We start from the raw sequence: 13620 nt of genomic DNA, 5'->3' as shown, positions 1-13620 counted from the left end.
GCCGCGGGATGCGTTCGCTGGATCGCGCCGGACTTTGAATCCGGTCGTCGGCGTCACTCGGCGGGCGCGTCCTTGTCGTGCTCGATGAGCGCGTAGGCCGAATGGTTGTGGATCGATTCAAAGTTCTCCGAAGCCACCCGATAGTGCCGGAAGCGCTCGTCGGCGTTCAGGCGGGTGGCGATGTCGCGCACCACGTCCTCGACGAACTTCGGATTCTCGTAGGCGCGCTCGGTGACGGCCTTTTCGTCCACGCGCTTGAGGATGCCGTAGAGCTCGGAGGAGGCCTCCGATTCGGCGATGTCGATGAGCTCTTCCAGCCAGAAGAACTTCTCGGCGCGCACGCGCAGAGTGACCAGCGAGCGCTGGTTGTGGGCGCCGTAGTCGGAGATGTCCTTGGAGCAGGGGCACAGGGTGGTCACCGGGACCGCGACTTCGACGTAGAGGTCGATCTTGTCGCCGCGCTGGTCGCCGAGGAAGGTGACCTCGTAGTCCATCACGCCCTTTTCACCCGTGACCGGCGCGAACTTGTCGATGAAGTAGGGGAACGACATCTCGATGTGGCCGTTGTCGGCCTCGAGCCGTTCGGTCATCTCGCCGAGCATGCACTTGAACGAGTCCACCGTGATCTGGTGCTCGTGCGCGTTCAGAATCTGCACGAAGCGCGACATGTGCGTGCCCTTGAAGTGGTGGGGCAGGTTCACGTACATGCCGAAGGTGGCGACCGTACTCTGATGCCCGCCCACGCGCTGGGCGATCGAGACCGGATGCCGAATGTCGCAGATGCCGACCTTGTTGATCGCCAGTCTGCGGGCGTCGGCCCGGCCCTGGACATCCTCGATCTGCGGGCCGGCGGCGCGGCCGCTGCGGGTGGCAGCGGAACGGCCATCGGCGCTCTGGCTCTTGGCAACGGTGCTCATGAAATGCTTGTCCGGTCGAAACGATACGGCGCGACGCGCCGGAACAGCCGGGCATCATAGCGCGTGCCGGCGCCCCAAGCCAGGCTGCATGGTAGACGATGGGGGCGGATGAGGCTGCGGCAAGGGCCGTGATTCAGCCGGGCGGCCAGGCGAAATCGCGACCGCCGAGGACGTGCAGATGCAGATGGAAGACGCTCTGGCCGACCGCCTCACCGTTGTTCATCACCAGCCGGAAGGCGTCGCTGTAGCCTTCATCGGCGGCGATGCGGCGTGCCGTGAGCATCAGATGGCCGAGCAGCGCCTGATCGCCGTCCTCGGCGTTGGCGAGCATGTCGATGGGCTTTTTCGGGATCACCAGGATGTGCATCGGCGCCTGCGGATTGACGTCCCGAAAGGCCAGGCACTGGTCGTCCTCGTGGACGATGTCCGCATCGATCTCGCGGTTGATGATCTTCGAGAATATGGTGTCGCTCATGAGGCTCCCCGAATGGCCGTGTACGGCGCATGATGGTGACGTTCAGGCGTTATCCTAACGGTCACGGCAGTGGCGCGTCTGCCACCGCAGGGTTTAACGTCTGGCGTGCGATACGGCGGGGTCGGTCTCCGCCCCGGATATTCGGAACGGACAGGGCACGGACTCAATGAAATATCTGGTCACCGGCGCGACCGGCTTCATCGGGCGTTTTCTCATCGAGAGGCTGCTCGAGCGCCGCAATGCGACCGTCTACGTGCTCATGCGGCGCACCAGCGCGGATCGCTTCGCGGCGCTGCAGCAACGCATGAACGTCAGCGAGGAGCGCCTGGCGCCGGTCTGGGGCGACATCACCCGGGAGGGCGTGATCGACGACGCGGCACGCGCGCATCTGGCCGGCCAGATCGACCATGTATTCCATCTCGCGGCGGTCTACGACATGGACATGTCGGACGCCCAGGCCGACCGCGTGAACAACCAGGGCACGGCGCACATCGTGGCGCTGGCGAACACGTTGGCGAACGAATCGGGGCGCAAACCGTGCTTTCATCACGTCTCGTCGGTGGCGGTCGCCGGTGCCGACTACGAGGGCGTGTTCTCGGATCGAATGTTCGACGAGGGCCAGACGGTCACGCATCCCTACTACCGCACCAAGTTCCAGTCCGAAGCCGTGGTGCGCGAGCAGGCGGCGGTGCCGTGGCGGATCTACCGGCCCGGGATGGTCGTGGGCCATTCCGAGACCGGGGCGATGGACAAGGTCGACGGGCCCTACTATTTCTTCCGCACCATCAAGCGGGTGCGCGACCACGTGCCGAAGTGGCTGCCGCTGCTCGGGATCGAGGGCGGGCAGATGCCGGTGGCGCCGGTCGACTATGTCGTCGATGCGATGGTGCACATCGCGCACAAGCGCAATCAGGACAATCGCGCCTTCTTTTTGATCCAGGACGATCCGCCGACCGCGGGCGAGATGCTGCGCATCTTTCTGCGCGCCGCCCACGGGCCGGACATCGTGCGCAATCTGCCCACGCACGAGTGGCCGGCCTCGATCGAGCACCAGGTCAAGCGGCTGGCCTCCCGGCTGCCGATGGCCGGCTGGCTGGAGCGGCGCGTCTCGAAGGCGCTGGGCGTGCCGCTCTCGATCCTGGGCTACGTCAACAATCGGGCGGTGTTCGACGACGTCAACACGCGCGCCGCCCTGGCCGGCAGCGGCATCCACTGTCCGCGGCTCGAGGACTACGCCGAGACGCTCTGGCGTTACTGGGAGCTGCATATGGACTGCGACATCGACGTCCCCGAGGAGCTGACCCGGCGCATCCGCGGCAAGGTGGTCGTGATCACCGGAGCCTCCAGCGGCATCGGCTTCATGACCTCGAAGAAGCTCGCGCGCGCCGGCGCCAAGGTGTGCATGGTCGCCCGCACGCCGAGCAAGCTGGAGGAGACCCGCGCCATCGTCGAGCGCATCGGCGGCGAGGCCTACGCCTACCCCTGCGATCTCAACAAGATGGAGGCGATCGATGTGTGCACGAAGCAGATTCTGGCCGACCACCATCACGTCGATATCCTGATCAACAACGCGGGTCATTCCATCCGTCGCTCGGTGTTCGAGTCGCTCAACCGGTTCCACGACTACGAACGCACGATGCAGCTGAACTACTTCGGCGCGATCCGGATGATCTTCAATTTTCTGCCGTCGATGGCCAAGCGCCGCAGCGGCCACATCATCAACATCTCGTCGATCGGCTGTCTGACCAACGTGCCGCGGTTCTCGGCCTACGTCGCCTCGAAGTCGGCGCTGGATGCGTTCTCGCGCTGTCTGTCGCCGGAGGTGGGGTCGCGCAACATCGATCTCACCACCATCTACATGCCGCTGGTGCGCACGCCCATGATCGCGCCGACCAAGCTTTACGACTACGTGCCCACCCTGACGCCGGAACAGGCGGGCGACATGGTGGTGTCCGCGGTGCTGGAAAAGCCCAAGCGCATCGCCTCGCCGCTGGGGACCACCGCCCAGGTCAGCTATGCGCTCTGGCCGAAGGTCAACGACTTCGTGCTGCACAAGGCGTTTCACATGTTCCCGTCGTCGAAGGCCTCCCGCGGCTACGCGGCGCGCCGCGAGGCCGACGAGAAGCCCAACATACCGGGTCGGGTGCTGGCGGCTCTGCTGCCGGGGCCGTACTGGTAGCCAGCGGCGACGCCATCGAAAAAGCCGCCCGTGGGCGGCTTTTTCGATGGTCCTTTTTCGGCGGCTCGTCGAGCGCCGCGGTCAGTCGTCGCTTTTCAGGTCGCGGCGTTCGGCCACCGCGTCGGCGAGCTGGGCCAGCAGCTTCTCGGTGTCCTCCCAGTGCAGGCAGGCATCGGTTATGGAAACGCCGTATTCGGGCGTCACGCCCGGCACCAGCTTCTGGTTGCCCTCCTTCAGGTGGGATTCGATCATCACGCCGAAGATGGCGCGGCTGCCGGCCGAAATCTGGCCGGCCACGTCGTCACCGACCTCGAGCTGCTTCTTGTGCTGCTTGCGGCTGTTGGCGTGCGAGAAATCGATCATCAGCCGGCCGGGCAGCTGGGCCTGCTCCAGCAGCGCCACCGCGGCGGCGACCGAATCCGCGTCGTAGTTGGGACCGTTCGTGCCGCCCCGCAGGATGATGTGGGTGTCGCGGTTGCCCTCGGTGGCGAAGATCGCCCATTCGCCCGGCTTGGTCAGCGACAGGAAATGGTGCGGATGATGGGCCGCGCCCACCGCATCGACCGCGATCTTGATCGCGCCGCCGGTGCCGTTCTTGAAGCCGACCGGGCAGGACAGGCCGGAAGCCAGCTCACGGTGGCCCTGCGATTCGGTGGTGCGTGCGCCGATCGCGCCCCAGGACACCAGATCCGCCAGATACTGCGGCGTGGTCAGATCGAGGAATTCCACCCCGGCCGGCACGCCGTCCTCGGCCAGGCGCCACAGCAGCTCGCGCGCCTGACGGATGCCCTTGTTGATCTTGTAGGAATCGTCCAGATCCGGGTCGTTGATCAGGCCCTTCCAGCCGACCGTGGTTCGCGGCTTCTCGAAGTAGACCCGCATCACGATCATCAGCTCGTTGCCGAAGCGCTCGCGCGCGCCGGCCAGCCGACGCGCGTACTCGAGCGCGGCGTCGACGTCGTGGATCGAACAGGGGCCGACCACGACCAGCAGGCGGTCGTCCCGGCCGTGCAGAATGTCCTGGATCGCCTCGCGCGAATCGTGCACGGTCTCCGAGGCGGTCTCGGTCACGGGATACTCCTGCTGCAGATCCTGCGAGGAGACCATCTTCTGGGTGCCCGTAATACGGAGATTGTCGGTTTCGTACATCATGGCGAGGCCGGAATGGCGCGCGGGCGCGCGGGAAAAAGGAGGCCGGATTCTAACAGAAGGCCCGCACCGCGCCGACGATGCAACCGCGGGCCGCACGGCGGCGTAGACTCCGCAGTCGGTCACGCGAGGACTCGACATCAGCCCCGATTCGGGAGGCCGGGCCGATGAATGCAACCCGTTGTATGGTCGCGCTGGCGGGCGTCGCGCTCGTCATCGGCTACTTCGTCTTCGAACCGGGCCGCTACATCGGCGGCGCCTGCAGCGATGGACTTCTGCGTCTGGCCTGCTTCGAGGCCCAGCGCGGCGCGGTGGAGGCCTGGGTCGCGGCCCATCCCTGGCTGGCGGCGGGCGGCTTCTTCGGCGTCTATGTCGCCGTAACCGCTCTGTCCATACCCGGGGCGGCCGTGATGACGCTGGCCGGCGGGGCGCTGTTCGGACTGGCCGAGGGCACCCTGCTGGTCTCGTTCGCCTCGGCGATCGGCGCGAGCCTGGCCTTCGTGATCGCCCGCTTCGTGCTGCGGACGCCGGTGCAGCGCCGCTTCGGACGCCGGCTGGAGACGATCAATCGCGGCGTGGAACGCGACGGCGCCTTCTATCTGTTCGCGCTGCGGCTGGTGCCGGTGTTTCCCTTCTTCGTCATCAACCTGGCGATGGCGCTCACGCCGATGACGGTGCGCACCTTCTATCTGGTCAGCCAGGCCGGCATGCTGCCCGGCACGCTGGTGTACGTGAACGCCGGGACCCAGCTCGGCCAGATCGAGTCGCTTTCGGGTGTGCTCTCGCCGGGGTTGATCGCCTCCTTCGTGCTGCTCGGCGTGTTTCCGCTGCTCGCGCGCAAGGTCCTGGACATGATCGCCGCGCGCAAGGCGCTGCGTGGACACCGGCGCCCGAAGCATTTCGACCGCAACCTGATCGTCATCGGCGCGGGCTCGGCCGGTCTGGTGGCGGCGCTGATCGCGGCCACGGTCAAGGCGCGCGTCACGCTCATCGAACGCAATCGCATGGGCGGCGACTGCCTGAACACCGGCTGCGTGCCCTCCAAGGCGCTCATCCGCACCGCGCGGCTCATGCACGAAATCCGCCACAGCGCGCGCTACGGCATCCACACGGCGAGCGCGGAATTCTCCTTTGCCGACGTGATGGCGCGGGTGAAGTCGGTGATCGCGACCATCGCCCCGCACGATTCGGTCGAGCGCTACGAGTCGCTGGGCGTGGACTGTATCCAGTCCGGTGCGCGCCTGGTCGATCCGTGGACGGTGGAAACCGACGACGGCTCGCGCCTCACCGCGCGCCATATCGTGCTCGCCACCGGCGCGGTGCCCTTCGTGCCGCCGATCCCGGGGCTGGCGGCGATCGACTATCTCACCTCCGACAATCTCTGGGACCTCGATGAGCTGCCGCCGCGTCTGGCCGTGCTCGGCGCGGGGCCGATCGGCTGCGAAATGGCCCAGGCCTTCGCCCGCCTGGGCAGCGAGGTCACCCTGATCGAGCAGGGCGCGCGCATCCTCTCCGTCGAGGACGCCGATATCGCGGCGACGCTCGACGAGATATTCGCCGCGGAAGGGGTCACGATCCGCACCGGCCATGAGGTCATCGACGTGGCGGCGGGCGCCGATGGCGTGCGGCTGACCTGTCGCACGGCCGCCGGCGAGGCCGTGGTCGCCTGCGATCGGGTGCTCGTGGCGGTGGGCCGGCGCGCGCGCACCGAAGGCATGGGCCTGGAAGCGCTCGGCATCGCCCGCGACGGGCGCATCCCCGTCGACGCACGCCTGCAGACCGCGGTGCCCACGGTCTATGCCTGCGGCGATGCCATCGGCGGCTACCAGCTTACCCATGCGGCCTCGCACGAGGCCTGGCACGCCACCGTCAACGCGCTGTTCGGGCGCTTCAAGCGTTTCGCGGTGGATTACAGCACGCTGCCCTGGTGCACCTTCACGGACCCGCAGGTCGCGCATGTCGGCCACAACGAGGACAGCGCGCGGCGCGCGTCGATCGACTACGAAGTCACCCGCTACGACATGGGCGAACTCGACCGCGCGATCGCCGAATCCGCCGCGCACGGGGTGGTCAAGGTCCTCACCGTGCCCGGCAAGGACCGCATTCTTGGGGCGACCATTGTCGGCGAGGCGGCCGGCGAGCTGATCATCGAGTTCGTCGCCGCGATGAAACACGGCATCGGCCTGAACAAGATGCTGGCGACCATCCATCCCTATCCGACGCTGGCCGAGGCCAACCGCTTCGCCGCCAGCGAATGGAAGAAGGCGCACGCGCCGGCGTGGGTGTTTCCGTGGCTGGCGCGCTATCACGCCTGGCAGCGCTGAGCGCGGCGGCGTGAAACAATGGCGTTTTGGCCGGCAGCGCCGCGTCGGCCGCATGCCGGGGTGCCGTGGCCGTCCTCCTGCTCACCATCGCCGCGCTGGCCACCGCCGTGCTCTCGGGCATGGCCGGCATGGGTGGGGGCGCCATTCTCATCGGCCTGCTGTTCGCCACCGGCATGGCGCCGGCGCTGGCACTGCCGCTGCACGCCGGGGTGCAGCTGTCGTCGAACGCCTCGCGCAGTCTCGTTTACGGCCGCCACATCCGCTGGTCTGCGCTGGGGCTGTTCATGCTCACCGCCGCGCCCGGACCCTTCCTGGTGGCGCCCTGGGTGGTGGCGGCGGATCCCGACTGGATCCGGCTGCTGCTCGGCCTGTTCATTCTCGCCACGAGCTGGCCGGGCTGGGCGGCGCATCTGCGCATGCACGGCCGGGTCGGGCTGCTGGTCGCCGGCGCGATCGCGGGTGTGAGCGGGCCGGTGGTCGGCGGCGTGGGCGTGCTGGTGGCGCCGTTTTTCCTGCGCGACGACTGGCGCCGGGAGGAGATCATCGCCACGATGGCCGTGGCGCAGATGCTGGGGCACGCGCTCAAGATCGCCGCCTTCTCGGCCAACGGCTTCAACGTGCTCGCGCGGCTCGATCTGCTGGTGCCGATGGTGGTGGCCGCGGCGCTCGGCGCGGTGATCGGACGCCGGCTCGTGCGATACGTCTCGGAGCGTCGTTTCCGCCAGCTCTGCCGCGCGATTCTGGTCGTGCTGGCGCTCAAGCTCGCCTGGGACGGGTTGGCCGGCATGCTCGGCTAGCGCCCGGCTCGCGTCTCGATGGGCCGATCGGACGCGCCCGGAACGACGCCCGTGCCGAACCGCGGCGGGCCGGCGTGCGAGGCCGGCACGCCTTCCCTTGTCGTCGACAGGCTCTAGAATCGGTGCCGAACGGATCGCGTCGACACGGGGACGACACATGACGCTGCACAGCGCCGCCGAGGTACAGGCCATCATCCGCCGCAATGTCGGCGTGGCCACCCAGCCGCACTTCGAGGTGGACGCCGTCGGTGCCCACCACGTCGATGTCCGCCTGCCCTACGCCGAGGGCATGACCCGGCTGGGCGACACCGTTTCCGGGCCGGTGCTGATGACGGCCGCGGATGCGGCGATGTATGCGGTCATCCTGGCGCACGTGCCCGAAGGCGAATACGCGGTGACGAGCCATTTCCAGATCGATTTCCTGCGCCGGCCGCGGGCCGCGGACATTCTGGCGCGGGCGCATATCCTGCGCTGCGGTCGGCGCAGCGTGAACTGCCGGGTGGAGCTGTTCTCGGGTGACTTCGACACCCTCGTGGCCCACGTCACCGGCGCCTACGCGCGCATGGCCAGCGCTACCAGTGGCGCGTCGCCCGCTTCGCCGCCGGGTTGACCGGGCGCGCCACGAGTCCGCTCTGGGTGAGCGTCACGGCGTAGGTCGCGCCGTCGGCCATCGGCAGATAGGTGGCGCTGCCGTAGGCCGCGTCGGCCAGCCCGGTCCAGCGCGGCAGCCGGCGCGCGAGTGCGGCCACGCCGAGGCCGGGCCCGCGGTCCGCGAGCGCATGGACCGTGCGCGGCGCCTCGGCCTCCGCGGTGGCCCGCGCATAGCGTCCGGACAGGCGCTCGAGCCGATAGAGCGCGTCGAAGCCGAGCAGATTCGCCAGCGGCCGCCATTTCAGCACACGGGCGTCCAGCTGCCATTGATCGCCGGCGAGTTCGAAGCGGCGGGATGGCCCGCTCGCGGGCTCGATGCGTACGCGAAAGCGCTGGGTCTCCAGCTGGGTGAAGTGGAGGCGGGCCACCGGACGCTCGTGGCTGAGTCGTTGATAGGTGTAGAGATTGGCGCCGACGGCCAGGGCCAGCCCGGCCAGCGCCAGGCAGAATCCGCCGCCCAGGCCTGAGCGGGCGGCGGCCAGCCGGCGGCGCTGTCTCAGACGCAGCCCGCAGCGGCCGAGCAGCGCGATGCCGGTCAGCCCGATCAGCGCTAGAGTCAGCCAGACGAGATCCATGGTCAGCGCCGCATGGCCGTCTGCTGCGGCGGCGTGTCCGCCCGGGGCCGATGTGTGCGTTCGCGCTCAGGCCCCGGTCCGGGCGCGTTGCCCCGCGGCTCGGAGCGGGCGATACGGTTCGCGGCGGGCGGCGGCTCGAAGGTACAGCGCATTCGTGCGGCGGTCTGATGCCGCCCATGAAAAAGGCCGACGTACAGTGTACGCCGGCCCGCGTGCGCTCGATCCGGGGGCGATCAGCGCGACTTGGCCACGCGATACAGCCATAGCAGCAGGATGGCGCCGAGCACGGCGATCACGAAACTGCCCAGATTGAACCCGGATACCGCACCGAAACCCAGCGCGGTGGCGATGAAACCGCCCACCACGGCACCGAGGATGCCGATGACGATGGTGACGATGATGCCGCCCGGATCGTCGCCCGGCATCAGCAGCTTGGCTACGGCGCCGGCGATCAGCCCGAAGATGATCCACGCGATGATACCCATGCGATTCCTTGTCGTTGGAGTTGGCCGGCCACTCTGCGCGCGGTCGGTGACGCGCGCAAGTCAGTGTTTTTACCGAGGCTCCGAGCCGGCGCGCCGGTAGCGCGCCTTCGCACGCCGCCCGCGTGCGGCGAGCAGCGGGCGCAGCAGTCGCGGCAGCGCCGGGAACAGATAGCCGGCGGTCGCCATCACGCGCCCCGAGACGGGCCGGCTGCGTTCGACCCGGCCGTCGGCGGCACAGGCCAGGATGAGATCGGCGATCTGCTCGGGCGTGCTCATCGTCTGCGAGAAGGTGATGTCCGAGACCGCGTCGATGTCGGCGAGGATGAAATCGGTGGCGATCGGCCCCGGCGAGACTGCGCTGACGTGCACGCCGGTGTCGGCGAGTTCTTCGGCCAGGGCGCGGGTGAACGCCCGCAGGCCGAACTTGGTCGCGGAATAGGTCGCACTGCCGGCCAGCGGCATCTGGCCGGCGATGGAGGCGACGTTGACCACCGCGCCGGCCGGCGAGGCCCGCAGCGCGTCGAGCGCGAGGCGCGTGAGCACGATCGGCGCCCGCAGGTTGGCATCGACCATCGCCCCCAGTTCCTCGGCGCTGCGCTGTGCGACGGGTCCGCGGTGGTGGCAGCCGGCGTTGTTGACGAGCACATCGAGCCCGCCGCCGGCGGCCAGGGTCTCTTCGACCAGGCGTCGACAGTCCTCGGGGTGCGATACGTCCGCCACGATCGCGGTGCCGCCCACTTCGGCCGCGACGGCGGCCAGCCGCTCGCGGCCGCGGGCGGCGCAGACCACGTGTGCGCCCGCCGCTGCGAAGGCGCGCGCGCTCGCCCGGCCGACGCCGGCGGAGGCGCCGGTGACCAGGACCGTTCGCCCGGAGAAATCCGGCGTGCCCACGTCAGTCCACCGGCCGCAGCGGCTGGCGGTGGTCCGGCCGGCCGAACCAGGCGTCCAGCTTGCGCGTGGTGCGCCGCCGGACGTCCGCGTCGATGTACTGGGCGAGCGTGGCCACGGCCAGCGTGAGCGCGCCCAGGTCGTCGGTCAGGCCGATGCCGAACAGCCAGTCGGGAATGGCGTCGAACGGCAGGATGAAATAGCCGAGGGCGCCGTAGGCGGTGGTGCGCGCCCAGGCCGGGGTGTCCGGGCGCTGGGCGGCGTAGTGCAGCCACAGGGCCTTTTCCAACACCTCGTAGCCGGCACGGCGGGCGACGTTGGACAGCTTCGTCCAGAACCGCGTGTTCGAGTACTGGTTGGCGTAGCCGCGCATGTCCGCGGTGGTTTCAGGAGCCGCCGGCGGGCGGCGGGGCAGGCGGAATTTCATCACGTGTCTCCGTGCGCCCTAGCGCTTGGGCAGGAAACTGCCGGACTGGGCCATCTGCCAGGCCTGTTCGTAGCGGCCCTGGCCGGTGGCGTTGAGCAGCGCGCCGGTGTGCAGAAAGCGATAGACCTGGTCGGCGTTCTGGATCTCGCGGTCGCTGGTGCGCCGGCACAGATGCTCGGGACGCAGCTGGCCGGGATGATCCAGACCGACGGTGGCGACCACTTCCTGCATGGCCGCGACCGTGCGCTTGTGGAAATGATAGACGCGTTCGGCCTTGTCCGGCACCACCACGGCGCGCTGGCGCCACTTGTTCTGCGTGGCCACGCCGGTGGGGCAGCGGTCGGTGTGGCAGGACTCGGACTGCACGCAGCCGACCGCGAACATGAAGCCGCGCGCCGAGTTGCACCAGTCCGCGCCCAGGGCCATGTTGGCGGCCATCTTGAAACCGGAGGTGATCTTGCCGGAGGCGCCGAGCCGGATGTGCTCGCGCAGCCCCGCGCCCACCAGCGTGTTGTGGGCCCACACCAGGCCCTCGCGCAGCGGCGTGCCGACGTTGTCGACCAGTTCCAGCGGCGCGGCCCCGGTGCCGCCCTCGGCGCCGTCGATGACGATGAAATCGGGCGTGATGCCGGTCTTGAGCATGGCCTTGGCCAGCGACATGAACTGCCAGCCGTGGCCGATGCACAGCTTGAAACCCACCGGCTTGCCGCCCGCGCCCTCGCGCAGATCGGCGATGAATTCCATCATCTCCACCGGGGTGGAGAAGGCGCTGTGCGCCGCCGGCGAGACGCAGGTCTGGCCCACCGGGATGCCGCGGGCCTCGGCGATCTCGGGGGTGACCTTGTTGCCCGGCAGCACGCCGCCGTGCCCGGGCTTGGCGCCCTGAGACAGCTTGAGCTCGATCATCTTCACCTGATCGTCGGCGGCGCGCTCGACGAACTGCTCGCGGTCGAAACCGCCGTCCTCGCGCCGGCAGCCGAAGTAGCCGCTGCCGATCTCCCAGATCAGGTCGCCGCCGAATTCCTTGTGGTGACGCGAGATCGAGCCCTCGCCGGTGTCGTGGGCGAAGCCGCCCCGCGCGGCGCCGCCGTTGAGCGCCTGGATGGCGTTGGCCGACAGCGAGCCGAAGCTCATCGCGGAGATGTTGAGCAGCGACGCTTCGTAGGGCTGGGTACAGTCGGGGCCGCCGACGCGCACCCGCGGCGGGGTCTCGCTCGGCTGTTTGGCGGCGATCGAATGCACCAGCCACTCGTAGCCCTCGGCGTAGACGTTCTGCTCGGTGCCGAACGGGTCCGCGTCGTTGACGTTCTTGGCCCGCTGATAGACCTGTGAACGTTGTTCGCGCGAGAACGGCGCGGCCTCGGTGTCCGATTCCAGCAGATACTGGCGAATCTCCGGACGGATCGATTCGATCGCCCAGCGAAAATGCGCCAGCAGCGGATAGTTGCGAAGCAGTGCGTGGTTGGACTGGAACAGGTCACGCAGGCCGATGACCGCAAAGATCGCGCTGATGATGAAAAACAGCCCGAAATAGCGCGGCAGGCCGAGGGTCAGATAGCCGAAGCCGGCCGTGGCCACCAGTACTGCGATGAGAGCCGAGTAACGCATGGCCCCATGATAGGGGATTCGGGCGGTTTCGGTTTCACCGCTGGCAGACCGGACAGAAGAAGGTCGCGCGCTGGCCGATGATTTCGCGGCGTATCGGCCCGCAGCCGCGCGGGCAGGCCTGGCCGGCCTTGTCATAGACCGCCAGCCGCAACTGGAAATAGCCGGTGTCGCCGTCCACGCCGATATAGTCGCGCAGGGTCGTGCCGCCGACCGCGATCGCCCCGGCCAGCACTGTCCGGATCGCCTCGGCCAGGCGTCGGTAGCGGCCGAGGCCGATGCGCCCGGCGGCGCGGCGCGGATGAATGCCGGCCGCGTGCAGCGCCTCGCTCGCATAGATGTTGCCCACGCCCACCACGGTCGCGCTGTCCATGATGAACGCCTTGACCGGCGCCCGGCGCCCGCGCGAGCGGGCATGCAGTCCGTCGCCGTCGAAGGCTTCCGACAGCGGCTCCGGCCCCAGCTTCGCGAGCAGGCTGAAGGCCTCGGGGTCGCCGCGCAGCCAGAACACCGAGCCGAACCGGCGTGCATCGTTGAAGCGTATCGCCTGCCCGGTGTCGAGCGTGATGTCGACGTGGTCGTGGGCGCCGGGTGGCGTGTCCGCCGGAACCACCCGCAGCCGTCCCGACATTCCCAGATGCAGGCAGACGTGGCCGCGCTCGGCTGCGAACAGGAGATACTTGGCGCGCCGCCGGACGGCCTCGATCCGCTGACCGGGCAGTTCGGCGGTCAGTTCGGGCGAGACCGGCCAGCGCAGCTGCGGCTGGCGCACCACGACCGTGCGCACGCGGGCGCCGCGCACATGGGGCTCGATGCCGGCCCGCGTGGTCTCGACCTCGGGAAGTTCGGGCATCGCCCTATTATGTCATTGCCCGTCCGCATCGGGATTCAGCGGGATCGCCGAGGGCTGCAGTGCCCCGGCGCGGGAGCGGCCGAGCGTGTCGGGGTGACGCATCTCCAGCAGCGGCTCGGCCTGGTTGGCCGCCAAGTGATAATCGATGCCGCGCTGCGGGTCGCGCAGCACGAGCTCCGGGGTGCGCTGGATGACGTCCAGATGGCGTTCGGGGCGGTCGGCGAAACGCAGGGTCACGCGGGCGCTGCGCTCGCGCGAGGCATCGGCGGGCTCGATGGCCAGGGCGCGGGCGTGG

14 protein-coding genes are annotated in these 13620 nt (G+C 68.9%); 4 read left to right on the top strand and 10 right to left on the bottom strand.

Features of this window, described 5'->3' with window-relative positions; genetic code table 11:
- Nucleotides 1–53 precede the first annotated feature (53 nt).
- Together folE2 and SAHL_RS14690 are read right to left on the bottom strand one after the other, a co-directional pair.
- Nucleotides 54–917, bottom strand: coding sequence for a GTP cyclohydrolase FolE2 (folE2, locus tag SAHL_RS14695; RefSeq protein WP_123592172.1), 864 nt, complete (start codon nt 915–917; stop codon nt 54–56).
- A 133-nt stretch (nt 918–1050) separates the two neighbouring features.
- Entirely contained in the window at nt 1051–1392 is a 342-nt protein-coding gene (locus tag SAHL_RS14690; RefSeq protein ID WP_123592171.1) for a histidine triad nucleotide-binding protein, read from the bottom strand.
- A gap of 166 nt (nt 1393–1558) precedes the next feature.
- Between SAHL_RS14690 and SAHL_RS14685 the strand changes: the two genes are divergently transcribed.
- Nucleotides 1559–3571 (top strand): SDR family oxidoreductase, encoded by a 2013-nt coding sequence (locus SAHL_RS14685; RefSeq protein ID WP_123592170.1) that lies wholly within the window; start codon nt 1559–1561, stop codon nt 3569–3571.
- A gap of 81 nt (nt 3572–3652) precedes the next feature.
- Here SAHL_RS14685 and SAHL_RS14680 read toward each other — a convergent pair whose 3' ends face one another.
- Nucleotides 3653–4723, bottom strand: coding sequence for a 3-deoxy-7-phosphoheptulonate synthase (locus tag SAHL_RS14680; RefSeq protein WP_123592169.1), 1071 nt, complete (start codon nt 4721–4723; stop codon nt 3653–3655).
- 164 nt (nt 4724–4887) lie between these two features.
- Here SAHL_RS14680 and SAHL_RS14675 point away from each other — a divergent pair, with 164 nt between their 5' ends.
- From SAHL_RS14675 to SAHL_RS14665, 3 genes are all read left to right on the top strand, one after another.
- Entirely contained in the window at nt 4888–7044 is a 2157-nt protein-coding gene (locus tag SAHL_RS14675; RefSeq protein ID WP_123592168.1) for an FAD-dependent oxidoreductase, read from the top strand.
- A gap of 65 nt (nt 7045–7109) precedes the next feature.
- Complete coding sequence (locus SAHL_RS14670; protein ID WP_148045580.1) at nt 7110–7841, top strand: sulfite exporter TauE/SafE family protein; 732 nt, start codon at nt 7110–7112, stop codon at nt 7839–7841.
- A gap of 157 nt (nt 7842–7998) precedes the next feature.
- A complete protein-coding gene (locus tag SAHL_RS14665) occupies nt 7999–8451 on the top strand; it encodes a PaaI family thioesterase (RefSeq protein ID WP_123592166.1) in 453 nt (150 codons plus the stop codon).
- Here the strand turns inward: SAHL_RS14665 and SAHL_RS14660 are convergent.
- From SAHL_RS14660 to SAHL_RS17885, 7 genes are all read right to left on the bottom strand, one after another.
- Complete coding sequence (locus SAHL_RS14660) at nt 8414–9067, bottom strand: cation/multidrug efflux pump (RefSeq protein ID WP_123592165.1); 654 nt, start codon at nt 9065–9067, stop codon at nt 8414–8416. The genes SAHL_RS14665 and SAHL_RS14660 overlap by 38 nt on opposite strands.
- A 233-nt stretch (nt 9068–9300) precedes the next feature.
- Nucleotides 9301–9552, bottom strand: a complete 252-nt coding sequence (locus SAHL_RS14655; RefSeq protein WP_123592164.1) for a GlsB/YeaQ/YmgE family stress response membrane protein — start codon at nt 9550–9552, stop codon at nt 9301–9303.
- A 69-nt stretch (nt 9553–9621) separates the two neighbouring features.
- The gene (locus SAHL_RS14650) at nt 9622–10443 is read right to left on the bottom strand and encodes an SDR family NAD(P)-dependent oxidoreductase (RefSeq protein ID WP_123592163.1); all 822 of its coding nucleotides are present in this window, start codon (nt 10441–10443) and stop codon (nt 9622–9624) included.
- Between the two features lies 1 nt (nt 10444).
- Nucleotides 10445–10867 (bottom strand): YkvA family protein, encoded by a 423-nt coding sequence (locus SAHL_RS14645; RefSeq protein WP_184947748.1) that lies wholly within the window; start codon nt 10865–10867, stop codon nt 10445–10447.
- A gap of 18 nt (nt 10868–10885) precedes the next feature.
- Complete coding sequence (locus tag SAHL_RS14640) at nt 10886–12475, bottom strand: FMN-binding glutamate synthase family protein (RefSeq protein WP_123592162.1); 1590 nt, start codon at nt 12473–12475, stop codon at nt 10886–10888.
- Nucleotides 12476–12509: 34 nt separating this feature from the next.
- Nucleotides 12510–13325, bottom strand: a complete 816-nt coding sequence (mutM, locus tag SAHL_RS14635) for a bifunctional DNA-formamidopyrimidine glycosylase/DNA-(apurinic or apyrimidinic site) lyase (protein WP_123592161.1) — start codon at nt 13323–13325, stop codon at nt 12510–12512.
- A 12-nt stretch (nt 13326–13337) separates the two neighbouring features.
- A partial coding sequence (locus SAHL_RS17885; RefSeq protein WP_184947746.1) for a hypothetical protein occupies nt 13338–13620 on the bottom strand: 283 nt, incomplete at its 5' end.

The organism is Salinisphaera orenii subsp. halophila YIM 95161, assembly GCF_003732545.1.
GTDB lineage: Bacteria > Pseudomonadota > Gammaproteobacteria > Nevskiales > Salinisphaeraceae > Salinisphaera > Salinisphaera orenii_A.
Note: the sequence above shows the minus strand (reverse complement) of the source record. Positions and strands in the feature narration are given on the sequence as shown.